24 protein-coding genes are annotated in these 24,210 nt (G+C 42.9%); 18 read left to right on the forward strand and 6 right to left on the reverse strand.

What is annotated here, in order from left to right; translation table 11 throughout:
• Nucleotides 1-6: 6 nt before the first annotated feature.
• Nucleotides 7-1,173, reverse strand: coding sequence for a CynX/NimT family MFS transporter (locus STO1_RS00600; protein WP_096421521.1), 1,167 nt, complete (start codon nt 1,171-1,173; stop codon nt 7-9).
• A 221-nt stretch (nt 1,174-1,394) separates the two neighbouring features.
• Here STO1_RS00600 and STO1_RS00605 point away from each other — a divergent pair, with 221 nt between their 5' ends.
• Nucleotides 1,395-2,225 carry a glycosyltransferase gene (locus tag STO1_RS00605; RefSeq protein ID WP_096421523.1) on the forward strand — a complete coding sequence of 277 codons (831 nt, stop codon included), beginning with the start codon at nt 1,395-1,397 and terminating at the stop codon, nt 2,223-2,225.
• Between the two features lie 75 nt (nt 2,226-2,300).
• Entirely contained in the window at nt 2,301-4,151 is a 1,851-nt protein-coding gene (locus STO1_RS00610) for a nucleoside-diphosphate sugar epimerase/dehydratase (protein ID WP_061588568.1), read from the forward strand.
• A gap of 95 nt (nt 4,152-4,246) precedes the next feature.
• Here the strand turns inward: STO1_RS00610 and STO1_RS00615 are convergent, their stop codons facing one another.
• From STO1_RS00615 to sdaAB, 3 genes are read right to left on the reverse strand one after another with little or no spacing between them, the layout of a single operon-like run.
• Nucleotides 4,247-4,876, reverse strand: coding sequence for an HAD hydrolase-like protein (locus tag STO1_RS00615; RefSeq protein ID WP_045617864.1), 630 nt, complete (start codon nt 4,874-4,876; stop codon nt 4,247-4,249).
• A gap of 27 nt (nt 4,877-4,903) precedes the next feature.
• Nucleotides 4,904-5,776, reverse strand: a complete 873-nt coding sequence (gene sdaAA / locus STO1_RS00620; RefSeq protein WP_096421525.1) for an L-serine ammonia-lyase, iron-sulfur-dependent, subunit alpha — start codon at nt 5,774-5,776, stop codon at nt 4,904-4,906.
• Between the two features lie 8 nt (nt 5,777-5,784).
• The gene (gene sdaAB, locus STO1_RS00625; protein WP_001191177.1) at nt 5,785-6,456 is read right to left on the reverse strand and encodes an L-serine ammonia-lyase, iron-sulfur-dependent subunit beta; all 672 of its coding nucleotides are present in this window, start codon (nt 6,454-6,456) and stop codon (nt 5,785-5,787) included.
• A 241-nt stretch (nt 6,457-6,697) separates the two neighbouring features.
• Between sdaAB and STO1_RS00630 the strand changes: the two genes are divergently transcribed.
• The 7 genes from STO1_RS00630 (at nt 6,698) to mnmG (ending at nt 15,085) form a co-directional block, all read left to right on the forward strand.
• Nucleotides 6,698-7,303, forward strand: coding sequence for an aggregation-promoting factor (locus STO1_RS00630; RefSeq protein ID WP_045617861.1), 606 nt, complete (start codon nt 6,698-6,700; stop codon nt 7,301-7,303).
• A 277-nt stretch (nt 7,304-7,580) separates the two neighbouring features.
• Complete coding sequence (locus STO1_RS00635; RefSeq protein WP_096421527.1) at nt 7,581-8,387, forward strand: ABC transporter substrate-binding protein; 807 nt, start codon at nt 7,581-7,583, stop codon at nt 8,385-8,387.
• Between the two features lie 15 nt (nt 8,388-8,402).
• Complete coding sequence (locus STO1_RS00640; protein ID WP_096421529.1) at nt 8,403-9,599, forward strand: argininosuccinate synthase; 1,197 nt, start codon at nt 8,403-8,405, stop codon at nt 9,597-9,599.
• Nucleotides 9,600-9,626: 27 nt separating this feature from the next.
• Entirely contained in the window at nt 9,627-11,018 is a 1,392-nt protein-coding gene (gene argH, locus STO1_RS00645) for an argininosuccinate lyase (protein WP_096421531.1), read from the forward strand.
• A gap of 427 nt (nt 11,019-11,445) precedes the next feature.
• Nucleotides 11,446-12,567, forward strand: a complete 1,122-nt coding sequence (mnmA, locus tag STO1_RS00650; RefSeq protein ID WP_096421533.1) for a tRNA 2-thiouridine(34) synthase MnmA — start codon at nt 11,446-11,448, stop codon at nt 12,565-12,567.
• A gap of 140 nt (nt 12,568-12,707) precedes the next feature.
• Complete coding sequence (locus tag STO1_RS00655) at nt 12,708-13,163, forward strand: NUDIX hydrolase (RefSeq protein ID WP_033584759.1); 456 nt, start codon at nt 12,708-12,710, stop codon at nt 13,161-13,163.
• Between the two features lie 8 nt (nt 13,164-13,171).
• On the forward strand, nt 13,172-15,085 hold the full coding sequence (gene mnmG, locus STO1_RS00660) for a tRNA uridine-5-carboxymethylaminomethyl(34) synthesis enzyme MnmG (protein ID WP_096421535.1): 1,914 nt from the start codon (nt 13,172-13,174) through the stop codon (nt 15,083-15,085).
• A 36-nt stretch (nt 15,086-15,121) separates the two neighbouring features.
• Here the strand turns inward: mnmG and rnjA are convergent, their stop codons facing one another.
• Both rnjA and STO1_RS00670 read right to left on the reverse strand, forming a co-directional pair.
• On the reverse strand, nt 15,122-16,804 hold the full coding sequence (rnjA, locus tag STO1_RS00665) for a ribonuclease J1 (protein WP_096421537.1): 1,683 nt from the start codon (nt 16,802-16,804) through the stop codon (nt 15,122-15,124).
• Nucleotide 16,805: 1 nt separating this feature from the next.
• A complete protein-coding gene (locus STO1_RS00670; protein ID WP_000639581.1) occupies nt 16,806-17,039 on the reverse strand; it encodes a DNA-dependent RNA polymerase subunit epsilon in 234 nt (77 codons plus the stop codon).
• 209 nt (nt 17,040-17,248) lie between these two features.
• Between STO1_RS00670 and STO1_RS09730 the strand changes: the two genes are divergently transcribed.
• The 9 genes from STO1_RS09730 to STO1_RS00720 all read left to right on the forward strand — a co-directional run bounded on the left by STO1_RS09730 (nt 17,249) and on the right by STO1_RS00720 (nt 24,171).
• On the forward strand, nt 17,249-17,437 hold the full coding sequence (locus tag STO1_RS09730) for a hypothetical protein (RefSeq protein ID WP_071788332.1): 189 nt from the start codon (nt 17,249-17,251) through the stop codon (nt 17,435-17,437).
• Between the two features lie 404 nt (nt 17,438-17,841).
• A complete protein-coding gene (gene tsaB / locus STO1_RS00685; protein WP_096421539.1) occupies nt 17,842-18,525 on the forward strand; it encodes a tRNA (adenosine(37)-N6)-threonylcarbamoyltransferase complex dimerization subunit type 1 TsaB in 684 nt (227 codons plus the stop codon).
• Nucleotides 18,522-18,959 (forward strand): ribosomal protein S18-alanine N-acetyltransferase, encoded by a 438-nt coding sequence (gene rimI, locus STO1_RS00690; protein WP_096421541.1) that lies wholly within the window; start codon nt 18,522-18,524, stop codon nt 18,957-18,959. The genes tsaB and rimI overlap by 4 nt, the downstream gene beginning before the upstream one ends.
• Nucleotides 18,949-19,959 carry a tRNA (adenosine(37)-N6)-threonylcarbamoyltransferase complex transferase subunit TsaD gene (tsaD, locus tag STO1_RS00695; protein WP_096421543.1) on the forward strand — a complete coding sequence of 337 codons (1,011 nt, stop codon included), beginning with the start codon at nt 18,949-18,951 and terminating at the stop codon, nt 19,957-19,959. Before rimI ends, tsaD begins: the two co-directional genes overlap by 11 nt.
• A gap of 103 nt (nt 19,960-20,062) precedes the next feature.
• Complete coding sequence (locus STO1_RS00700; protein ID WP_096421545.1) at nt 20,063-20,926, forward strand: XRE/MutR family transcriptional regulator; 864 nt, start codon at nt 20,063-20,065, stop codon at nt 20,924-20,926.
• Between the two features lie 115 nt (nt 20,927-21,041).
• Nucleotides 21,042-21,707 (forward strand): CPBP family intramembrane glutamic endopeptidase, encoded by a 666-nt coding sequence (locus STO1_RS00705; RefSeq protein ID WP_096421547.1) that lies wholly within the window; start codon nt 21,042-21,044, stop codon nt 21,705-21,707.
• A 70-nt stretch (nt 21,708-21,777) separates the two neighbouring features.
• The gene (locus tag STO1_RS00710; protein ID WP_033584774.1) at nt 21,778-23,004 is read left to right on the forward strand and encodes an MFS transporter; all 1,227 of its coding nucleotides are present in this window, start codon (nt 21,778-21,780) and stop codon (nt 23,002-23,004) included.
• Between the two features lie 158 nt (nt 23,005-23,162).
• Nucleotides 23,163-23,858 carry an AzlC family ABC transporter permease gene (locus tag STO1_RS00715; protein ID WP_081730819.1) on the forward strand — a complete coding sequence of 232 codons (696 nt, stop codon included), beginning with the start codon at nt 23,163-23,165 and terminating at the stop codon, nt 23,856-23,858.
• Nucleotides 23,848-24,171: an AzlD domain-containing protein gene (locus STO1_RS00720; protein ID WP_000253936.1), complete on the forward strand. Its 324-nt coding sequence runs from the start codon at nt 23,848-23,850 to the stop codon at nt 24,169-24,171. Before STO1_RS00715 ends, STO1_RS00720 begins: the two co-directional genes overlap by 11 nt.
• Nucleotides 24,172-24,210: the final 39 nt, after the last annotated feature.

Here is a 24,210-nt window from a genome sequence, read left to right on the forward strand (position 1 = left end):
AGAAGTTTAAAGAATTTTATCAACCCGATCCACCATAAAGAGTGAGATGGTCATGATGATATCGATGGCTAGAAGGGCAAGGACAGCTGGAATCCAAGATTGGAAAAGGTCAAAGCTATAACCAAACAAGGTAGGACCAAAGGCCGCCAAGATGTAGCCCCCTGTTTGCGCCAGGCCTGAGAGTTGCGCAGTCTTTTCAGGCGAGCTGGTCTTAAGTGAGAAGCAAACCATGAGATAAGGAAAGAGAGCACTACAGGCCGTTCCAATTAAGAGGTGAGCGACTAGCCAGTAGAGGAAGTTGTTGCTTGGGTACAAGAGCATGGCAATTCCCATCATACCAGCGATAGAGATGATTGCCAGCATGATTCGACGGTGGCAATCAGATAGACGAGTCGTCAGACTTGGGATGGTCATGGAAAAAGGAATGCTGATCAGCGAGAAGATAGAAGCTAGAAGAGCCGCATCGCTATTAGAAAGACCAGCACTAATAGCCATAGTTGGCAACCAGGTCATACTTGTATAAAAGAGCAAGGACTGAAGCCCGCCAAAGATAATGATAGCCCAGACATCTTTACTTTTTAGAATATTTTCTTTGACTTGCTTTTCTTTTTTGCTTTCTAGGTGGTGGTTGTGGCGATGATTTGGCAACCAGACTAGCAGAGTGACCAGACATAGAAAGCTGAGAACGAGGATGAGGCCCTTCCAAGAACTAGCTTGGGTGATAGGGACCGAAAGATAAGAAGCGATGGCCGTTGAAATCCCCATGGCAGTGACATAGAGAGTTGTTAGGAAGCTAATCTTTTGAGGCTGATTTGCCTGAATCATACTAGGGAGAAGAACATTAAAAATAGCAATGCTCGCACCGATAATCAGAGTTCCTAGATAGAGAAGGGGAAGATTGAAAATCCGAATGACAGAGCCAATAGTTAAGAGGAGAAGACAGTAAGTGAAGAGATGTTCTAGTCCAATTTTTTGTGCCAAGCGACTCGCAAAAGCCGAGAAAAGAGCAAACATCAAGAGAGGGAGACTGGTTAAAATCCCAAGAGAACTAACCTCAACTCCTAGTCCCTGAGCGATATCTCTTAAAATGGTTGGAAGAGCAGTGAAAGGAGAGCGTAAAACGGTACCGATTAAGAGAATTCCTAGGATAAAAAAGAGTGATTGTTTTTTCATAAAAACCTCGAATAGATGATTTTATTAACAGCTTATTTTAAGGTTTTTTCTATATAATGTCAAGTAATGATAGCTAAGAAAGTTCGATTGATTTAAGCGAGAATAGAGTGAAAGGAGATACATTTCTTTACTAGAATTTTCCTTGATTTGATATAAAAATAGGAAAGTGAGAAAATTTGTGATAAAATAGTGGAAGGAAATCTATATATTGGAGAAAAACGGTGCCTGAAAAGCAAAAAATCAGCGTCTTGATGTCGGTCTATGTAAAGGAAAACCCGACGTTTTTGAGAGATGCTATCAAAAGTGTTCAAAATCAAACCTTGAAACCGAGTGAACTTGTTCTTGTTGAGGATGGGCCCCTCACGCCTGAGCTCTATCAGGTGCTAGATGAAGTGGAAGCTCAGTCAGACATTCCAGTGAAACGGTGCCCCTTAGAGCAAAATCAAGGTTTAGGCTTGGCTCTTCGTTACGGTGTTTTGCAGTGCCAGTATAACATTATTGCTCGCATGGATACGGACGATTTAGCCGTTCCGGATCGTTTTGAGAAACAGCTTCAACTGATGGAGAAAGAAAATCTCGATCTCTTAGGTGGGCAGATTGCAGAGTTTATTGACAATCCAGATGAGATTGTGTCTTATCGTCGTGTTCCAACTCAGCACGCAGACATTGTGGCTTATCAGAGAATGAGAAGCGCCTTTAACCATATGACAGTCATGTTCAAAAAGGACATGGTCCTCAAGGCGGGCAACTACGAAGACGGGCTTTACATGGAGGATGATCTCCTTTGGCTCAATATGATTACGTCAGGTGCCAAGACTGGCAACCTAGATCAAATCTTGTGTAAGGTTCGTGTCGGTGCAGGGATGTTTGAGCGTCGAGGTGGCTTGCGTTACCTTAAATTCTACCGTCAAGCTCGCCAACGGATGCTTGAGCGAGGGCAAATTTCTTACATAGAATATGCTAAAAGTATGTTCATTCAGGCAATTGTTGCACTTTGTCCAGGTTTTGTACGTCAGTTTATCTTTGTCAAACTTTTAAGAAAGAGCAAGTAAGACCTGATAGATTGAACGATTCGGGTTATCATAACAATAGTATCATTTGACTCTTTTAAGGGGGAGTAAATTCCTATGAATAAAAAACTAACAGATTACGTGATTGATCTGGTTGAAATTTTAAATAAACAGCAAAAACAAGTGTTTTGGGGGATATTCGATATTCTGAGTATGGTGGTTTCCATCATCGTATCTTATATCTTGTTTTATGGCCTTATAAATCCTGCGCCTGTGGACTATGTGATTTACACTCTTTTAGCCTTCCTTCTCTATCAAATCATGATTGCATTTTGGGGGCTAAATGCTAGTATCAGTCGTTATAGCAAGATTACGGATTTCATGAAAATCTTTTTCGGAGTGATGCTCAGCAGTGTTCTTTCTTATGGAATCTGCTATGCCTTTCTTCCATTGTTTTCTATCCGTTTCATCGTACTCTTCATTTTGTTGAGTACCTTCCTCATCTTGCTTCCTCGTATCACTTGGCAGCTGATTTATTCTAAGCGCAAGCAAGGTAGTGGAGATGGAGAGCATCGCCGTACCTTCTTGATCGGTGCTGGTGATGGTGGCGCCCTCTTTATGAACAGCTACCAACATCCAACTAGCGAGCTTGAGATAGTGGGGATTTTGGATAACGATGAAAAGAAAAAGGGACAAAAACTAGGTGGAATCCCAGTTTTGGGCTCTTATGATAATCTACCTGAATTGGCCAAACGTCACCAAATCGAGCGTGTTATCGTAGCAATCCCTTCGCTTGATCCATCAGAGTATGAACGTATCTTGCAGATGTGTAATAAACTAGGTGTCAAATGTTACAAGATGCCTAAAGTTGAGACGGTTGTTCAAGGTTTACATCAATCGGGTAGTGGTTTCCAAAAAATTGATATCACGGACCTTTTGGGCCGTCAGGAAATTCGCCTTGACGAATCACGTCTGGGTACTGAGATTACAGGCAAGACCATCTTGGTGACAGGAGCTGGTGGTTCGATTGGTTCGGAAATTTGTCGCCAGATTAGCCGCTTCAACCCAGAGCGTATCGTCTTGCTTGGACATGGTGAAAATTCAATCTACCTTATTTATCATGAGTTGATTCGTAAATTCCAAGGGATTGATTATGTTCCTGTCATTGCAGATATTCAGGATTATGATCGTCTTTTACAAGTGTTTGAACAGTACAAACCAGCTATCATCTACCATGCTGCAGCCCACAAACATGTTCCAATGATGGAGCGCAATCCAAAAGAAGCCTTCAAGAACAATATCCTCGGGACCTACAATGTTGCCAAGGCTGTTGATGAGGCCAAAGTACCTAAGATGGTCATGATTTCGACTGACAAGGCGGTTAATCCGCCGAATGTTATGGGGGCGACTAAGCGCGTGGCAGAGTTGATTGTCACTGGCTTTAACCAACGTAGCAAATCAACCTACTGTGCAGTTCGTTTTGGGAATGTTCTTGGTAGCCGTGGTAGCGTGATTCCTGTTTTTGAACGCCAGATTGCTGAAGGTGGTCCTGTAACGGTGACAGACTTCCGTATGACACGTTACTTCATGACCATTCCAGAGGCTAGCCGTCTGGTCATCCATGCTGGCGCTTATGCCAAGGACGGAGAAGTCTTTATCCTTGATATGGGCAAACCGGTCAAGATCTACGACTTGGCTAAGAAAATGGTCCTTCTAAGCGGGCACACGGAAAGTGAAATTCCAATCGTTGAGGTCGGTATCCGACCAGGTGAAAAACTCTATGAAGAACTCTTGGTTTCGACCGAATTGGTTGATAACCAAGTCATGGATAAGATTTTCGTTGGTAAGGTTAACGTCATGCCTCTAGAAGCCATCGATCAAAAGATTGAAGAATTCCGTTCACTCAGTGGAGATGAGCTCAAAGAAGCAATTATTTCCTTTGCAAATGAGACAACCCATGCTGAGTAAGGGTGACTAATTAACTAATTATAAATAAAAGGCCAAGGTTCTGTTTGTACAGGACCCTGGCCTTTTTACTCTGTAATTTCAAATCGTTGTATTATTTATAGTTGCCTAATGATATCGTCAATGGTACGGGCAATCCAATCAGGTTGATAGCTGAGCAAATCAGCCTCTTCTCCAAATCCCCAAGTAACAGCAAACTTTTTAATGCCAGTTTCTTGGGCTCCAATCATATCAAATTTGGTGTCCCCGATGATGAGGACTTGGTCTGCAGGGAGTCGATACGTCTGTAAGGCGTAACGGATGACATCCGCCTTGTGAGGCGTTTCAGGACTGGAACCGAAAATGCCATCAAAGAAATGATGGATTCCCAGATTTTTAGTCATATCATGAGCAGTAGGAGTATTCTTTGTTGTAGTGATGTAGAGAGGGTAGTTTTGCGAAAGCTCTTGGAGTAATTCCGTTATTCGGGGGAAGAGTTGGGCTTCGTGGATTCCTTTTTTCTTATAGTAAGAACGATAGATTTGAACAGCTTCTGAGATTTGTTCTTTTGGAAGGCAGGTCGCAAAACTACTTTCAAGCGGCGGGCCCATAAAACCACGAATAGTTTTGGCATCAGGGCTTGGAACTCCTAGTTGTTCAAAGGTATAGGTGAAGGCATTGTGGATCCCAATGGAGCTGTCAACCAGGGTTCCGTCTAGATCAAAAAAGATAGCTGAGATAGAGGACATGATTTCTCCTAATAGATATAGATAAGCTTATTCTCCGAAGATTTCTTTTTGTAGGCGACGACCAGTCGGAGTGGCTGCAAGTCCACCTTCAGCCGTTTCACGAAAGGCAGTTGGGAGGCTGGATCCGACTTGGTACATGGCATCGATAACTTCATCGACAGGGATTTTAGATTCGATACCTGCCAAGGCCATATCAGCCGCGATAAAGGCAAAGCTGGCTCCCATGGCATTTCGTTTGACACATGGAACCTCAACCAGACCAGCGACGGGATCGCAGATGAGACCCAGCATATTTTTAATGACAAAGGCGATGGCTTGGCTAGCCTGATAGGGAGTTCCACCTGCAGCCAAGGTTAAGGCTGCGGCACTCATGGCAGAGGCCGATCCGACTTCGGCCTGGCAGCCACCTTCAGCACCTGAGATAGAAGCGTTGTTTGCGATAACCAATCCAAAGGCGCCTGCTGCAAAGAGGAAATCGAGCTGTTCTTTGTGGCTGAGGTCAAGTTTTTGGCTAGCTGCAGTAAGAACGGCTGGCAAACAACCAGCACTTCCTGCGGTTGGAGTGGCACAGACCAAGCCCATTTTAGCGTTGTGTTCGTTAACCGCGATGGCATTTCGGGCTGCTGATAGGATGGTAAAGTCTGACAAGGCCTTGCCACTTTTGAGATGGCGATCTAGCTTGGCAGCATCTCCACCCGTTAGACCACTGCGGGATTTGTTTTCACTAAGGCCAAGCTCGACAGAGGCTTTCATGACTTCTAGATTGCGTTCCATGAGGAGGAGAACTTCGTCTCGGCATCGGCCAGTCAGTTCATATTCTGTCGCAATCATGAGTTCTGCGACATTTCCTTGGAAGTCTAGGTCTGCCTGCTCGACCAATTCTTTGATAGAATAAAACATGTTTCCTCCTACTTAAAGAAATTGACATTGTGGAGATGAGGGATTTTTCGGATTTCTTCAATCGCCTCTTCGCAACTTCGACTATCGACTTCGATAATCATAATGGCTTTTTCTCCAGCTTTTTCCCGAGTCACATTCATCTGAGCGATGTTGATATCAAAACGAGAGAGGGCTTCTGTGACGTGGGCAATCATACCCGGAATATCCTGATGCACGATGATGATGGTCGGGGTATTCATGTTGAGAGAGACGGCAAAACCATTGAGTTCCGTAACTTGAATATTTCCCCCACCGATGGAAATCCCTGTCACACTAATGGACTTATGGTCATTCTTTACAGTGATTTTAGTGGTGTTAGGGTGAGGAGCATTGCTGTCTTTCTGAATGGTCCAGACAATCTTGATGCCCCGTTTATGGGCAATCTCGAGACTGTTTGGGATGTCGGGATCATCCGTATCCATACCCAAAATACCAGCGACGAGAGCAAGGTCCGTTCCATGACCACGGTAGGTCTTGGCAAATGAGTTAAATAATTGGAATTCTACCTCTGTTGGCGTATCGTCAAAGATGGAAGAGACGATTTTTCCGATACGAACGGCACCAGCTGTATGGCTACTTGATGGGCCAATCATAACAGGCCCGATAATATCAAAGACAGATTGAAAACGAAGTGATTGCATCTGTTTCCCCTTACAAAGATTCTTATATCTATTATATCAAAGAATGAACCTCTGCGCTTATTTCCCTTATCAAAAACTTAAAATGATTAAAGATGGTATAAAATAAGGTCTTTTGTGACAAAAACCTTCGTAAAACGGTAAATATAAAACATTTTTGTAATATTTCTACATATAACCGTTAAACAACAGTAACATTTAAAAGGTATCATAGATATATTCAATAGAAGGAGAATTTTTAGATATGTCATTAACAACTAAAAAAATCAAAACAACTATCGCAGGAGTAGCAGCTTTGCTTGCTTTCTTTGCCCCAGCTCTTGCCTCTGCACAAGAAACTGTAACTTACACTGTTAAATCAGGTGATACTCTTTCAGAAATTGCTGAGAAGTACAACACGACTGCTGAAAAATTAGCAGCAAAAAACAACATTAAAGATATTCACCTTATCTATGTTGACCAAGTTTTGGTCATCGAAGGGACAGCTTCTACTGCAGCTCCAGCAGCAACAACGGAAGAAACAGCTCCAGTAGCTACAGAAACAGTTGAAGAAGCTCCAGCAGCAACAACAACTTATGAAGCACCAACAGCAGAAAGCAACACTGCAGCAGCTTCTACTGTAAGTGGTTCTGAAGCAGAAGCCAAAGAATGGATCGCTCAAAAAGAATCAGGTGGTAGCTACACAGCTACAAACGGCCAATACATCGGACGTTACCAATTGACAGATTCATACTTGAACGGTGACTACTCAGCTGAAAACCAAGAACGTGTAGCAGATGCCTACGTTGCAGGACGTTACGGTTCATGGACAGCTGCCAAGAACTTCTGGCTTAACAACGGTTGGTATTAAGAATACAAGAGTCCTTTAGGGCTCTTTTTTGTTTCTCTATAACAAAAAGCGTAACAATCTTCTCAGTAATGCTCTATTTGTATAATTCCAACGAAATTCTTCAAATTGTTTTAAAACTCAAATAGTATAAATAAGCTTATTATATGTAAAAATATATCATATAATAAGCTTTTTCTTGATTTAAATGAAATAAAATACAGTTTTCTCTTGACAAACGAGAATGAGAGGAGTATTATTTATACAATAATAAAGTATAAAAATAAAAGGAGGCTCTTCTATGAATAAAGTGAAGAAGGTGTTGATGACGATGTTTGGTTTGCTTATGTTTCCCTTATTGTTTGCTTGTAGTAACAGTCAGTCCCAAGGTGTTGAAGCCATTAAGGCTAAAGGAAAATTGGTGGTGGCCCTAAATCCAGAGTTTGCTCCATTTGAATATCAGAAATTGGTTGATGGGAAAAATCAGATTGTAGGTTCAGATGTTGAGCTAGCCAAAGCCATCGCAAAGGAACTAGGTGTAGAAGTGGAGTTCTCTCCAATGAGTTTTGACAATGTACTGGCTAGTCTTGATTCAGGTAAGGCCGATCTTGCCATATCAGGTGTTTCTAAAACGGAGGAGAGAAGTCAAGTTTACGATTTTTCAATTCCCTACTACACTTCGAAAAATAAGGTTATCGTAAGAAAATCTGAATTAACGAATTACCAATCAGTCAAGGATTTGGCTCAGAAAAAGGTTGGAGCGCAGAAAGGTTCTATCCAGGAAACTCTGGCCAAAGAAACCTTGCAGGATTCTTCTCTCGTTTCACTTCCTAAAAATGGAAATTTGATAACAGATTTGAAATCAGGGCAACTGGATGCGGTTATCTTTGAGGAACCAGTGGCGAAAGGATTTGTAGAGAATAATCCAGACCTAGCCATCGCTGAGTTTGATTTTGACAATGACAAAGAAGATTCCTACGCTGTTGCGATGAAAAAAGACAGTAAAGAATTAAAAGAGGCGATTGACAAAACCATCCAGAAGTTGAAGGATTCTGGGGAGTTGGACAAATTGATTGACGATGCTTTTAAAGCTTCTATCGAAAAATAGAAAGAAGGAAGAGAAATGAATAAGGAAAAAGTTATTTTAGCCTATTCAGGTGGATTGGATACATCAGTTGCTATTACATGGTTAAAAAAAGACTATGATGTGATCGCTGTTTGTATGGATGTGGGTGAAGGAAAAGATTTGGAGTTCATCCATGATAAAGCTCTCAAGGTTGGGGCTGTAGAGTCTTATGTCATTGATGTTAAGGAAGAATTTGCTAATGACTATGTTTTAGTGGCCCTTCAGGCTCATGCCTACTATGAACAAAAGTACCCCTTAGTATCTGCTCTGAGTCGCCCTCTTATTTCAAAAAAACTCGTTGAAATAGCTCATCAGACGGGGGCAACTACAATTGCCCATGGTTGTACAGGTAAGGGAAACGACCAAGTTCGGTTTGAAGTCTCTATTGCAGCTTTGGATCCCAATTTAAAAGTAGTTGCGCCTGTTCGTGAGTGGAAATGGTCTCGTGAAGAAGAAATCCAATATGCCAAAGAAAATGGCGTTCCAGTTCCTGCTGACCTTGATAATCCTTACTCTGTCGATCAAAATCTTTGGGGACGTGCAAATGAATGTGGTGTCTTGGAAAATCCTTGGAACCAAGCACCAGAAGAAGCATTTGGAATCACATCTTCACCAGAAGAGGCGCCAGACAGTCCAGAATTTATTGACATTGAGTTTAGCTGCGGGGTGCCCATCTCCCTCAATGGAGAAAAGATGAAAGTGGCGGATTTGATTCAAAATCTAAATGAAATTGCAGGCAAACACGGTGTCGGTCGTATTGACCATGTGGAAAATCGCCTAGTCGGTATTAAGTCAAGAGAGATTTATGAGTGCCCAGGTGCTGTGACTTTATTGGTAGCTCATAAGGAGATTGAAGACTTGACTCTTGTGAGAGAAGTGGCTCATTTCAAACCCATTATCGAAAATGAGTTGTCCAATCTCATCTATAATGCCTTGTGGTTTAGCCCAGCAACTCAGGCTTTGATTGCCTATATCAAGGAGACACAGAAAGTTGTCAATGGAACTGCAAAAGTTAAACTTTACAAGGGAAACGCCCAGGTAGTGGCTCGAAAATCACCAAATTCTCTTTACGATGAAAATTTGGCGACTTATACCAGTGCGGATACCTTTGACCAAGATGCGGCTGTTGGATTTATCAAGCTTTGGGGGCTTCCGACTAAGGTTTATTCAGAAGTTCAGAAAAATGTAGAGTAGTGACGCGATAGAAAGGGACGACAGGATATGTCGAAAAATACAAAATTATGGGGTGGTCGATTTGAAGGCACTGTGGAAGATTGGGTAGAACAGTTCGGTGCGAGTATTTCCTTTGACCACCAGCTGGCAAGATTTGATTTGATGGGTTCCTTAGCTCATGTTCAAATGCTAGGACAGACTGGCATTTTGAGCTTGGAAGAGGCAGAGCAGATCCAAGATGGTCTGAAAACTTTGTTGCGAGATTTAGAGGCAGGAGAGCTTCATTTTGATATTGCAAATGAAGATATTCATATGAATATGGAAGTGTTGCTGACAGAGAAAATTGGTCCTCTGGCTGGAAAACTACATACGGCTCGTTCTCGGAATGACCAAGTTGCAACGGATATGCACTTATATCTAAAGGAGCAGCTTGGCCATGTCTTGGATAAGTTGGCGAATCTGAATAGTGTTTTGCTGGATTTGGCTGAAAAACATGTGGAAACCATCATGCCAGGTTATACTCATTTGCAACATGCCCAACCGATTAGTTTTGCCCATCATCTCATGGCTTATTATAATATGTTCCAAAGGGATAGCGAGCGCTTTGCATTTAACTTGAAACATACGGACCTATCTCCACTGGGTGCGGCTGCCTTAGCGGGGACAACTTTTCCAATCGATCGTCAATTATCGAGTGATTTATTGGGTTTCCAACAACCCTATACCAATTCCTTGGACGCAGTGAGTGACCGTGATTTTATCTTAGAATTTCTGTCAAATGCCAGCATTTTGATGATGCATATGAGTCGTTTTTGTGAGGAAATCATCAATTGGTGCAGTTTTGAGTATCAGTACATTAGCTTGTCTGATAGCTTTTCAACGGGTTCATCTATCATGCCCCAGAAGAAAAATCCTGATATGGCGGAATTGATTCGAGGGAAGACAGGCCGAGTTTACGGGAACTTGCTTGGGCTATTGACCGTCATGAAGTCTTTGCCTCTGGCTTACAATAAGGATTTGCAAGAGGACAAGGAAGGCATGTTTGATACAGTAGAAACGATTTTAAATTCTCTGGATGTGTTGGCAGGTATGCTATCGAGCATGCAGGTTAATAAGGCCAAAATGCAGCAATCCACAGAGAATGATTTTTCGAATGCGACCGAACTGGCAGATTATTTGGCTGAAAAAGGTCTTCCCTTTAGAGAAGCGCATGAAATAGTAGGGAAATTGGTTCTAGACTCTATCAAGCATGGTAAAAATATTCAAGATTGGGATTTGGAGGAGTTGCAAGTCTACCATCCCTTGATTGAAGAGGATATTTATATCTACTTGCGCCCAGAAACCGCTGTTCAGAGACGGAATTCCTTAGGAGGAACCGGCTTTGAGCAAGTGAAATACCAGATAGAACAAGCGAAGAAAGAACTTAAAGGGGAAAATTGATTCGTTTGCAAAGGAAGAAAGAGAGGTTGAGATGATTTATCAGCCTCTTTCTTGTCTTCTCCAACCAAGCGTGTTATAATGAATACTGCTCAAGCGACCTTCAATCGTTAAAGCACACACGACCTTCAATCGTGAACTGGTCATTTCGTTTATCTTTTATTACGTCGTTAACTCGAAATGAGATGCAAGCTGAGCTTGTCTGATTTATAACCTCAATCAGTCTCCCAGACTGATTGAGCGAACTCGAGATATGCCTGCGACTCGTTGCCTATCATATTTTCATTTTAAGATGATAGGCTAAAATGGTCTCCCAGACCATTTTACTCCTAAAAGCAAACGAAAAGACTATACTCGAAGAAATTCTATTGAAAGTCATAGTAAATAGAATTTTGAGGGTATGAATAAACGAATAGATGGGAGACTTACCATGAGTGATAACTCTAAAACACGTGTTGTCGTGGGGATGAGTGGTGGTGTTGATTCGTCGGTGACGGCTCTCTTGCTCAAGGAGCAGGGCTACGATGTGATCGGTATCTTCATGAAGAACTGGGATGACACAGATGAAAACGGCGTCTGTACGGCGACCGAAGATTACAAGGATGTGGCTGCGGTGGCAGACCAGATCGGCATTCCTTACTACTCTGTCAATTTTGAAAAAGAGTACTGGGACCGCGTCTTTGAGTATTTCCTAGCGGAATACCGTGCAGGGCGCACGCCAAATCCAGATGTTATGTGCAACAAGGAAATCAAGTTCAAGGCCTTTTTGGACTATGCTATGACCTTGGGTGCAGACTATGTAGCGACTGGGCATTATGCTCGAGTGGTGCGTGATGAGGATGGCACTGTTCACATGCTTCGTGGCGTGGACAATGGCAAGGACCAGACCTATTTCCTCAGTCAACTTTCGCAAGAACAACTCCAAAAAACCATGTTCCCATTGGGACATTTGGAAAAGCCTGAAGTACGAAAACTAGCAGAAGAAGCAGGTCTTGCGACTGCCAAGAAGAAAGATTCGACAGGGATTTGCTTTATCGGAGAAAAGAACTTTAAAAACTTTCTCAGTAACTACCTGCCAGCCCAGCCTGGTCGCATGATGACTGTGGACGGTCGCGATATGGGTGAGCATGCAGGACTTATGTATTATACGATTGGTCAGCGTGGAGGACTTGGTATCGGTGGTCAACACGGCGGTGACAATGCCCCTTGGTTCGTTGTCGGAAAAGATTTGAGCCAAAATATCCTCTATGTCGGCCAAGGTTTCTATCATGATTCGCTCATGTCAACAAGCCTAGAGGCCAGTCAAGTTCACTTTACTCGTGACATGCCAGAGGAATTTACTCTAGAATGCACAGCAAAATTCCGCTACCGTCAGCCTGATTCTAAGGTGACAGTACATGTCAAAGGAGACAAGGCAGAGGTCATCTTTGCGGAGCCACAGCGCGCGATCACACCAGGACAGGCAGTTGTCTTTTACGATGGCGAAGAGTGTCTCGGTGGCGGTTTGATTGACAACGCCTACCGTGATGGCAAGGTTTGTCAGTACATATAGATTGACAAATTTTCTCAATTTGCTACAATAATAACAGCAATAGAAATGATGGTCAAAGCTCATGGATGTTGCAGGCTTTTTTGTCCTGCACTCCTTTGGAGTTTTGACTGTTTTTGTGTCGTTTAAGGGAAAGGACAAGAATGACTCAGCAAGATTTTCGGACAAAAGTGGGAAATACTGTTTTTGGTGTTCGGGCGACAGCCTTGATTCTTCAAAATCGCAAGCTCCTAGTTACCAAAGACAAGGGCAAGTATTACACTATTGGCGGTGCGATTCAAGTCAATGAAAGCACGGAAGAAGCGGTAGTTCGTGAAGTGAGGGAAGAGCTGGGTGTCAAAGCTCAAGCTGGGCAGCTAGCTTTTGTGGTCGAAAATCGTTTTGAACAGGACGGTGTTTCCTATCACAACATTGAGTTTCATTATCTGGTGAACTTACTTGAGGATGCCCCATTGACCATGCAGGAAGATGAAAAAACGCAGCCCTGTGAGTGGATTGATTTGGATCAGCTCCAGAATATTCAACTAGTTCCAGCCTTTTTAAAAACAGCCCTACCAGAATGGGACGGCCAACTAAGACACATTCATCTTGAGGAATAGGAGAGAAAATGACTTATAATTTTACGGAAGAATACGATATTATTGTAATCGGTGCGGGACACGCTGGGGTCGAGGCTTCCTTGGCTGCCAGCCGTATGGGCTGCAAGGTCTTGCTCGCGACCATCAACATTGAAATGCTGGCTTTTATGCCTTGTAACCCTTCTATCGGTGGTTCTGCCAAAGGGATTGTTGTGCGTGAAGTCGATGCCCTCGGTGGTGAAATGGCCAAGAATATTGACAAGACTTACATCCAGATGAAGATGCTAAACACAGGGAAAGGACCTGCTGTTCGCGCCCTTCGTGCGCAGGCTGATAAGGAACTTTACTCTAAGGAGATGCGCAAGACAGTTGAAAATCAAGAGAATCTGACCCTTCGTCAAACCATGATTGATGAGATTTTGGTGGAAGATGACAAGGTTGTCGGTGTGCGTACGGCGACCCATCAAGAGTATGCTGCCAAGGCTGTTATCGTGACAACGGGGACAGCTCTCCGTGGAGAAATTATCATCGGAGACCTAAAGTACTCATCAGGTCCTAACCACAGCCTAGCTTCTATTAACCTTGCTGACAATCTCAAGGAACTGGGCCTCGAAATCGGTCGTTTCAAGACAGGAACCCCTCCACGTGTCAAGGCTTCATCTATCAACTATGATGTGACAGAGATTCAGCCAGGAGACGAGGCGCCAAATCACTTCTCATACACTTCACGAGATGAGGACTATGTCAAGGACCAAGTGCCATGCTGGTTGACCTATACCAATGGAACCAGTCATGAGATTATCCAAAATAATCTCCACCGTGCACCTATGTTTACAGGTGTGGTCAAGGGTGTAGGTCCTCGTTACTGTCCGTCGATTGAGGATAAAATTGTGCGCTTTGCGGACAAGGAACGTCACCAACTTTTCCTAGAGCCGGAAGGGCGCAATACAGAGGAAGTCTATGTCCAAGGTCTTTCAACCAGTCTGCCTGAGGATGTCCAACGTGAGCTGGTTCATTCCATTAAAGGTCTGGAAAATGCAGAGATGATGCGAACAGGTTATGCCATCGAGTATGACATGGTCTTACCTCATCAGTTGCGTGCAACACTTGAAACCAAGAAAATCTCAGGACTCTTCACAGCTGGTCAGACAAATGGAACGTCAGGTTACGAAGAAGCTGCTGGCCAAGGGATTATCGCTGGTATCAATGCGGCTTTGAAAATCCAAGGCAAGCCTGAGTTGATTTTGAAGCGCAGTGACGGCTATATCGGGGTGATGATCGATGACTTGGTGACCAAGGGCACCATTGAACCCTACCGTCTCTTGACCAGCCGTGCTGAATACCGTCTCATCCTTCGTCATGACAATGCTGATATGCGTTTGACCGAGATGGGACGCGAGATTGGCCTTGTTGACGATGAACGCTGGGCTCGTTTTGAAATCAAGAAAAACCAATTTGACAATGAGATGAAGCGACTAGATAGCATCAAACTCAAACCAGTCAAGGAAACCAATGCTAAGGTTGAGGAGATGGGCTTCAAGCCATTGACCGATGCGGTGACAGCCAAGGAATTCCTTCGCCGTCCAGAAGTTTCTTACCAAGATGTGGTGGCCTTCATAGGGCCAGCTGCCGAGGACTTGGATGACAAGATTATCGAATTGATTGAAACAGAGATCAAGTACGAAGGCTATATTTCCAAAGCCATGGATCAGGTTGCCAAGATGAAACGCATGGAAGAAAAACGCATTCCAGCTAATATTGACTGGGATGATATTGACTCCATTGCAACAGAAGCCCGCCAGAAGTTCAAACTTATCAATCCAGAAACTATCGGCCAAGCCAGTCGTATTTCGGGAGTGAATCCAGCAGATATTTCTATTCTGATGGTGTATCTCGAAGGTAAAAATCGTAGTATTTCTAAAAATCAAGAAAAGAAAGCATAGAAAAAACAGCTCCGAAGACGGGGCTGTTTTGTTGATTTATTCTTCTTCATCTGGTGTGAGGATCATCGGGATGATGATTGGTTCACGTTCTGTATTTTCATAGAGGAAAGGACGAATGGCGTTGACAATAGCACCATTGATGGATTGTACGCTGGCGTCCTTATTTTTCAATGCGATACGAATAGCATTGAAGAGGATGCGCTGGCTTTGGCGAATCAAGTCTCCAGATTCTCTCATGTAGACAAAGCCTCGGCTGAGGATATCAGGACCAGACAAGATCATTTTAGACTTGAAGTCAACAGTTGCGACTGCTAGAACGACACCGTCTTCGGATAGATCACGACGATCTTTGAGGACAGCAGCGCCGATTTCACCGATACGATTTCCATCAACATAGATGTCTTGCGCGTTGAAATGGCCTGCGATACGGGCAGAGTTAGCAGTAAGGGCAAGCACATCACCATTGCTCATGATAAAGATATTGTCCTTCTCGACACCAGTATCCACCGCTAGTCCAGCATGGACTTTCTGCATACGGTATTCACCATGGACAGGCATGAAGTATTTGGGCTTGATCAAGCGGAGCATGAGTTTTTGCTCTTGCTGACCACCGTGTCCAGAGGTGTGGATATTGTTGATTTTACCGTGGATAACTTCAACACCAGCTTCTGAAATGATGTTAATCAGCTTGTTGACGCTAGTCGTATTTCCAGGGATTGGACTTGAAGAGAAGATAACGGTATCGCCGGGTTGGAGTTGCACCTGACGATGAGTTCCATTAGCGATACGAGAGAGGGCTGCCATCGGCTCCCCTTGACTACCTGTACAGAGAATCAGAACCTCGCCTGCAGGATAGTCTTTGATTTCATTTGGCTCGATAAAGGTTCCCTTAGGAGCTTTGATGTAGCCAAGCTCGATACCGTTGACAATGGCCTTTTCCATCGAACGTCCAAAGACCGCAATCTTGCGTCCAGTCTTAACAGCGGCATCCGTTGCTTGCTGGAGACGGAAGATATTTGAGGCAAAGGATGCAAAGATGATACGTCCTTCAATACCTTGAATGATCTTCATGATGGACTGACCAACGACTTTTTCAGAGTTGGTAAAGGTTGGCACTTCTGCATTTGTCGAGTCAGAGAGGAGGCAGAGCACACCCTCTTCACCAAGGGCTGCCATCCGGTGCAAGTCCGCTGGTTCACCAACTGGGGTGAAGTCGAACTTGAAGTCACCTGTACAGACGATTTTCCCTTGAGGGGTATGAATGACAATCCCTAAAGGCTCTGGAATGGAGTGAGTGGTTCTAAAGAAAGTTGCCTTGAGATTTTTAAAGGTCAACTCAGTGTTGTGATTGATTTCGTAAAGTTTGGCGTTGCGCAAGAGGCCGTGTTCTTCGAGTTTTCCACGGATCAAAGCCAAGGCAAGTGGCCCAGCGTAGATAGGGACATTTGCTTGCTTGAGCAGGAAGGGAATCCCACCGATGTGGTCCTCGTGTCCGTGTGTGATCAAGACAGCCTTGACGCGGTCGATATTGTCCACGATGTAAGAGTAGTCGGGGATAACGTAGTCGATACCCAGCAAGTCATCTTCTGGGAATTTAATCCCAGCATCGACGATGATAATCTCGTCTTGGTATTCAATTCCGTATGTATTTTTCCCGATTTCTCCCAGACCACCGATGGCAAAAACGCCGACTTCTTCAGGTTTAAGAGTGTAGGCCATATTAGAACTCCGTAATCTCGAAAGCGCCAGTTTCTTTTTCGTAATCTAGCAATTTGTCAGACAAGAGTTCGATAAATTCGATGTTGTACTCTGGGCGGTTTTCTTCGACAAGTTGGCGAGCAGCGATACGGCCCTCAAGTTCTGAGTTGGCATCGATGTCTAGGTAAAGTGAGCGTGTTGTTTCACGACGTGGGCTACGTTCTTTTGTTTCTTGATAAAAAACTTTGTAAATCATATAGTTCCTTTCTATTTACAGGTCAGCTTATTCCAAACTTTTAGCAGAGATTTGCTTGATTTCATTCCATTTTGTGTCTAGATTGACCTTGATTCGTTACAATTATTTCAATTATACCACAAAATGAAAAATTAGTAAAAGACGGAAAATGAGAAAGTAAAGGCTGACAAAAGCGTAAAACTTGGATGACAAGATGAAATAAAATTGTTTTGAGCAAAAAAGAAAAAGCCCTTAACCGAAGTCAAGAGCCTACTAACAACACTGGGGGCGAATTATTCAATCGCAATTTCAGTTCTTTAGAAACCAAAGTTTCAGGGGTAGTACTGCAACCCGAAGAATCAAAGATTCAACCTGCATTTCCTACCAGTGTGCAATTATATTTTAACATTGATGGTTAAAAGAGTCAAAGAATTTGCTGTCTTTAATTCCCTCTTTTTTCTCAGCAAAAATCGAGTTAAAACATAAAAAGAAAACAATGCAAACAGATGAATCAACTGGTAAGGGTGTAACGATTATGTTTAAATCGTTGAGAATGATGAGCAAACTATAAGAGATGAAGAAAATAACATTCATCCTTCTAAAAATGTGTCTTTTATCTAGCATAATTGATCCAAATTTCTTACGAAAAGCCTTCCTTTTTATCCTTCACTTATTCTATTCGAAAAAATAAGAAAATCTAAAAAATTTTTTGCACCTTGCTACTCATTTACTGGCAGGTCTTTTTTGTTTGGAAACAAAGAAAATTCCCATGCGTCAGCTTTTGTAGTATAATAGTAAGCAGACAAAAAGATAGGAATGTGTTATGAAAGTATTAGCTTTTGATACGTCTAGTAAGGCTCTTTCTCTAGCCATTTTAGAGGACAAGCAGGTTCTTGCCGAGACTATGATTAATATCAAGAAAAACCACAGTATTACCCTCATGCCTGCCATCGATTTTTTGATGTCGAGTCTGGACCTGACGCCCAAAGATTTGGATCGAATCGTGGTGGCTGAAGGCCCAGGTAGCTACACAGGCTTACGAATTGCGGTAGCAACTGCCAAGACCTTGGCTCATACCCTGAACATCGAGTTAGTGGGGATGTCTAGCCTATTGGCTCTGGTGCCACGCCAACAAGAAGGCTTGTTCGTCCCTTTGATGGATGCGCGTCGCAACAATGTTTACGCAGGATTTTATGAAAATGCCAAGCCAGTCTTGCCAGAAGCACACCTGTCCTTTGCGGAAGTGCTAGAGCAGGTCAAGGATGCTGAACAGGTGACCTTTGTTGGAGAAGTTAGAGCCTTTGTGGAGCAGATCCAAGAACAGCTACCACAAGCTAGCTACCAAGAAACCTTGCCAAATGCAGCTAATCTAGCTCTTTGGGCATGGGACAAGAAAGAAGACTCCTTGCACGACTTTGTGCCAAATTACCTCAAACGTGTTGAAGCTGAGGAAAATTGGCTCAAGAACCATACCGAGTCTGGCGAGCCTTACATTAAACGCCTATGATAGAAATCAAACGAATCCAAAGACAGCCTGACCTAGCTCAATCTATCTATGCTGTCATGGCAGCTGTTTACCCAGTCAGCCCTTGGACGCTGGAACAAATCCAAGCAGACCTGTCCCAAGATCAGACTTGGTATGCTCTGGCTTATGACGGGGCAGAAGTGATTGGCTTTCTAGCCGTTCAGGAGAATCTCTTTGAATCAGAAGTCCTGCAAATCGCTGTCAAAAGAGCCTATCAGGGTCAGGGGATTGCGTCAGCCTTGTTTGCAACATTGCCGACAGCCAAGGAGATTTTCCTCGAAGTCAGAAAGTCAAACCAACGAGCGCAAGCATTTTACAAGAAAGAAAAGATGGCGATCATCGCTGAGCGAAAGGCTTACTATCATGGCCCAGTTGAGGACGCCATTATCATGAAGAGAGAAATAGATGAAGGATAGATATATTTTAGCATTTGAGACATCCTGTGATGAGACCAGTGTCGCCGTCTTGAAAAACGACGATGAGCTCTTGTCCAATGTCATTGCGAGTCAAATTGAGAGCCACAAACGTTTTGGGGGTGTAGTGCCAGAAGTGGCCAGTCGTCACCATGTCGAGGTCATTACAGCCTGTATCGAGGAGGCTCTAGCAGAAGCAGGAATTACAGAAGAAGATGTGACAGCCGTTGCCGTTACCTACGGACCTGGATTGGTTGGAACTCTGCTAGTTGGCTTGTCAGCTGCCAAGGCCTTTGCTTGGGCGCATGGTCTGCCACTTATCCCCGTCAACCACATGGCGGGCCACCTCATGGCAGCTCAAAGTGTCGAGCCTTTGGAGTTTCCCTTGCTAGCTCTCTTGGTCAGCGGTGGGCACACCGAGTTGGTCTATGTTTCTGAGGCTGGGGATTATAAGATTGTTGGGGAAACGCGGGACGATGCGGTTGGTGAGGCCTATGATAAGGTAGGCCGTGTCATGGGATTGACCTATCCAGCAGGTCGCGAAATTGACGAGCTGGCTCATCGGGGGCAGGATATTTATGATTTCCCTCGTGCCATGATCAAGGAAGACAATCTGGAGTTTTCCTTCTCAGGTCTCAAGTCTGCCTTTATCAATCTTCACCACAATGCTGAGCAAAAGGGAGAAAGCTTGTCCAAGGAAGACCTGTCAGCATCTTTCCAAGCAGCAGTCATGGATATTCTCATGGTAAAAACCAAGAAAGCTTTAGATAAATACCCTGTTAAAACCCTTGTTGTCGCAGGTGGTGTGGCGGCCAATAAAGGTCTTAGAGAACGCTTGGCAGCCGAAATCACTGATGTCAAGGTCATTATTCCACCCCTACGCCTCTGCGGAGACAATGCAGGTATGATTGCCTATGCCAGCGTCAGCGAGTGGAATAAAGAAAACTTTGCAGACTTGGACCTTAATGCCAAACCGAGTCTCGCCTTTGATACCATAGAATAAAGAGTCAGCTTGAGGCTGGCTTTTTAACTCCGGAAAATGTCAGAATATTTTGACATAAATGTAAAAATGATGATATAATATGTAAAAATTAGGAGGTGGTCAGATGATTGAGAGAATGGAATTGGGAGAATTTTACAAGGAATTACGTTTGGCGAGAAAACTCAAGCAGTCAGATGTGGCTTGTGAGGGTCTGACAGCATCCCAGCTATCCAAGTTTGAACTGGGCCAGTCTATGCTGTCTGCAGATAAGCTGATTCTAGCTATCCAAGGGATAAATGTGACCTTCGATGAGTTTGGACACAAGCTTAATAACTATCAAGAATCCCCGCATATGCGAATCGGTCGAAAGGTTGTGGATCGTTTTGCCCATCAAGATATGGCTGGCTTAGAGCAACTATTAGAGGAAGTCGAGCAGGAACAGATGGCACAGACTTATCGTCGTTTGAATGCTATTGTGATCAAAGATGCTATCCATTCCTTAGATAAAAGGTATCCGTTAGAAGAGGAGGATAGCGAGTTTTTGACCACCTATCTCTATGCTATCGAGTCTTGGACCTGGTTTGAACTCTATCTTTTTTGCAATACCATGCCTTTCTTAAGTAATCAAGATTTGATTTTTTTATCAACCTCTTTACTTGAAAAATCAAAGGAATTTAAAGAGTTGGTACACAATCGATTGTATGTGAAGCAAGGACTCTTAAATATCATCTCAGAGCTCATGGAACGCAAACTTTTCTCTTACGTTCCAATCTTTGAAGCCGAGTTGGAGAGGATGTTGCGACCGTATGATGTTTTTGAAAAAGTATCATGGCAATTTCTAAAAAAATTGAGTGTTTTCCTTCAGACCAAGGGAAGCAATCAAAAAGAGATTGAACACTTTATCCAATCTTTGCAGGTATTAGAGAATCCCCAATTAATAGCCCTTTTTGAACTACGCTTACAGCAATACAAAGAACTTATCGATTAACAAACAATCGCAAATAAGAAATTCCTATAAGAAAAAATGTCAAATATGCGATTTTCTAAAATAGGGCAGTTTTCGTGTTATACTTTCTTTATTTCATAGTATAGGAGAAAATAGGATGAAAAAGATAATCTCACAATATTACTTTATTATAGCTGTTTTGCTTGTCATTGCTGACCAGTTCTTCATTCGTTTGCTTTTACATAGCGATCTTGCTGCTGGTCTATCTGACTTTGCCTATTATTTGTCGGATATGCTGTTGAATTTTCTTGTGGTTCTGCTTACTATTATTGTTATGGTTTGGTCAGGGAAATGGCAGAAAATCAATAGTAGAAAATTTAAAGGATCTTATCTTTTCTATTCTTTTTTAGCTCTGCTTGCTTTTGTTATTTGGAATTTCGTTACCTTTTTTCTTTTCCCGCCTACTCGAAATGAAATTTCTTATCAACATGCTGCTCCTACTTTTACAGGAGCTACGGCATTTTTAATGTATTTTTTCTATCCTGTGATTGCAGGTCCTATTTTTGAAGAGATGATTTATCGTGGATTGGTGATGACAGCTCTGGAAAAAGGAAAGAAATGGGGACTGGATGTGCTCGGTTCGGCTGCTTTGTTTGGAATCTTGCACATTAGTAACCACGGTTGGGTCTTGACAGACTTTTTCGTATATATGGGTGGCGGTCTCATATTTGCAGTCTTATTTAGAGTGACAAAGTCCATTTATTGGCCTATTGGACTGCACATAGTCTACAATGGCATTGGTCAAATTTTACCGTTGCTGTAATTTTGGGTGCTCAGCAATATCGGTCTATCCTTGGGGAAAAGTTCCCATTTGAACTCAAAAAGGAGTTGCGATGAAAGTATTTATTCAAAATAGAGATTTTAGGCAACTAACCATCAACCAGTGGATTTCAATGGTTGGGGATACAATTTTTTATCTTGCTTTTTTGAATTATGTGGCAGATGCTTCGTTTGCCCCCTTGGCAATTTTACTCATTACGATTTCAGAGACTGTTCCTCAAGTTCTGCAAATTTTTATGGGAGTTTTGGCTGACTTTCAACACCATCGTGTTCTAAAGTATACGGTTATTAGTTTTGTCAAATTTGTACTTTATTCTATAGTGGCGCTTTCGCTTTCAGGGCAGCCCTTTTCCTTATGGCTTGTATTCTTTATTTGTTTAATGAACCTTTTGTCGGATACATTGAGTTACTTTTCAGGAGCCATGCTTACTCCTATTTTTATAAGAATCATTGGGAAAGAACATCTGACAGAAGCTATTGGCTTTAAACAATCAACAGTTAGTTTAGTTCGGACAATCAGTAATATTCTAGGAGGGGTTTTACTAGGAATTCTTTCCATTCAGTTCATTTCCTTGCTAAACGCTCTGACGTTTCTGATAGCATTTGTAGGTATTCTTCTCATAAAAAATGATCTTTTGAAAGTTGAAAAAACAATTAGCTATCAAGAAGGTCTTTCTATAAAATCGTTTTGCCAGCATTTGTTCCAATCATCAAAATTGATCTGGAATATGGATAGAGTGATCTTCATTTTATTTATCGTCTCTATCAGCCAAGCGGTGATTAATGTTACTGTTCCTATTTCAACTCTTTTTTTAAGAAACCAACCGTTTTTGGATTTACAAACTGGTCAATCACTCGCTTTGTTATCAACACTAGAATTGTTAGCACTTATTGTCGGAAGCCTTGTAAGTGGCTATCTGAAAAATACGATTTCTATAAAAACAGCTCTATACGCTTCGGTCGTCATCCAGTTACTCCTTCTAGTAGGATTTGCCACAGTTCATTTTGGTTTGATTCTGCTTTTCAGCTCCTTGGATGCCTTCATCGCAGGGTTACTCTCTCCTAGATTGCAAGAACTCGTCTTTAAACAAATACCTGAGGAGTCAATGGGAGCGGTTCAATCCTCTATTGGTGCTATTACGGTTGTCTTACCAAGTCTATTCACAATCGTTTTCGTAACGATTGCTACAAGTTTTGGGGTCCTAGCGGTCAGCTTTATTCTATTGCTATTACTCCTAACCGCATTTGTCATGCTCTTGAATATTCGTGAGAGCATTTAGAGGAGAATTTGTATAATAGGTGTTTGAGACTGGATCGCCAGTCTTTTTATGACGGCCAAAATCAGCAGACTTTTTTCTCTTCTTTGAATATGTTATAATAGTCCGTGCTGTGGCTGTGATGATGAACAGCCTCAACTGGAGAAAATATGAGGAGAAGGATGAAAGAAAAAGGATTTTGGGAAGGTGTACATGCGGCCATGCCGACTGCCCTCGGCTATGTTAGTATCGGTCTGGCTTGTGGGATTATCGGTGCGCCCTATGTGACACCTGTTGAGATGGGCTTGATGAGCCTCTTTGTTTATGCCGGGAGCGCCCAGTTTGCCATGTTGGCACTGATTGCGGTACAAGCGCCTGTGGCAGCTATTGCTATGACGGTCTTTTTGATCAACTTGCGACTCTTTTTGCTGAGCTTGCATGCATCGACCTATTTCCGTCATACTAGTCTCTGGCAAAATATCGGCATGTCTAGTCTCCTGACAGATGAGACCTATGGCGTTTTGATGGGAGAATTAGCCCATACAGATAAAGTCCATCCTATGTGGATGCACGGGAACAATCTCAATAGTTATGTAGCCTGGTTTATTGGGACAGTGGCGGGGACGGCTTTAGGTGGCCTTCTTCCAAATCCTGAAGTCTTTGGCTTGGACTTTGCCCTTGTTGGGATGTTTATCGGGATTTTTACTTCACAATTTCAGATTATGCAAAGACGGGTTCCTGTACGGAATCTGCTACTAATCCTAGCCGTTGTTGCGGTGTCCTTCTTTTTGCTCTTGACAGTAGTGTCTCAGTCGCTAGCTGTTTTGTTTGCGACCTTGCTAGGTTGTACCATGGGGGTGGTCTTAGATGGTCAGTAAATATCTTTTGTTAGCCGTTATCTTTTCAGGCCTAGTGACTTGGATTCCCCGTATGATTCCCTTCATCTTGGTTAAGTACAAGGGCTTGCCAGCTATCGTCGAGCGGTTTTTGAAGTTTTTGCCTGTTTCCATTATCTTTGCCTTGATCCTTTCAAGCGTAGTGACTGGCAAAGTTGGCAGTCTCCCTCAAATCAAATGGCTGGACTTTTTAGCAGTCTTTCCAACGGCTTGGGTAGCCTTTCGCTACCGCAATCTAGTAGGTACGGTTCTTTTTGGGGTAGTCTTGATTGCAGTCTTGCGTCTGGTCTTTTAAATCAGCCATAAAAAAAACCTATCACCGAGATAGATATCA

This window comes from Streptococcus oralis subsp. tigurinus, from assembly GCF_002356415.1.
GTDB lineage: Bacteria > Bacillota > Bacilli > Lactobacillales > Streptococcaceae > Streptococcus > Streptococcus oralis_F.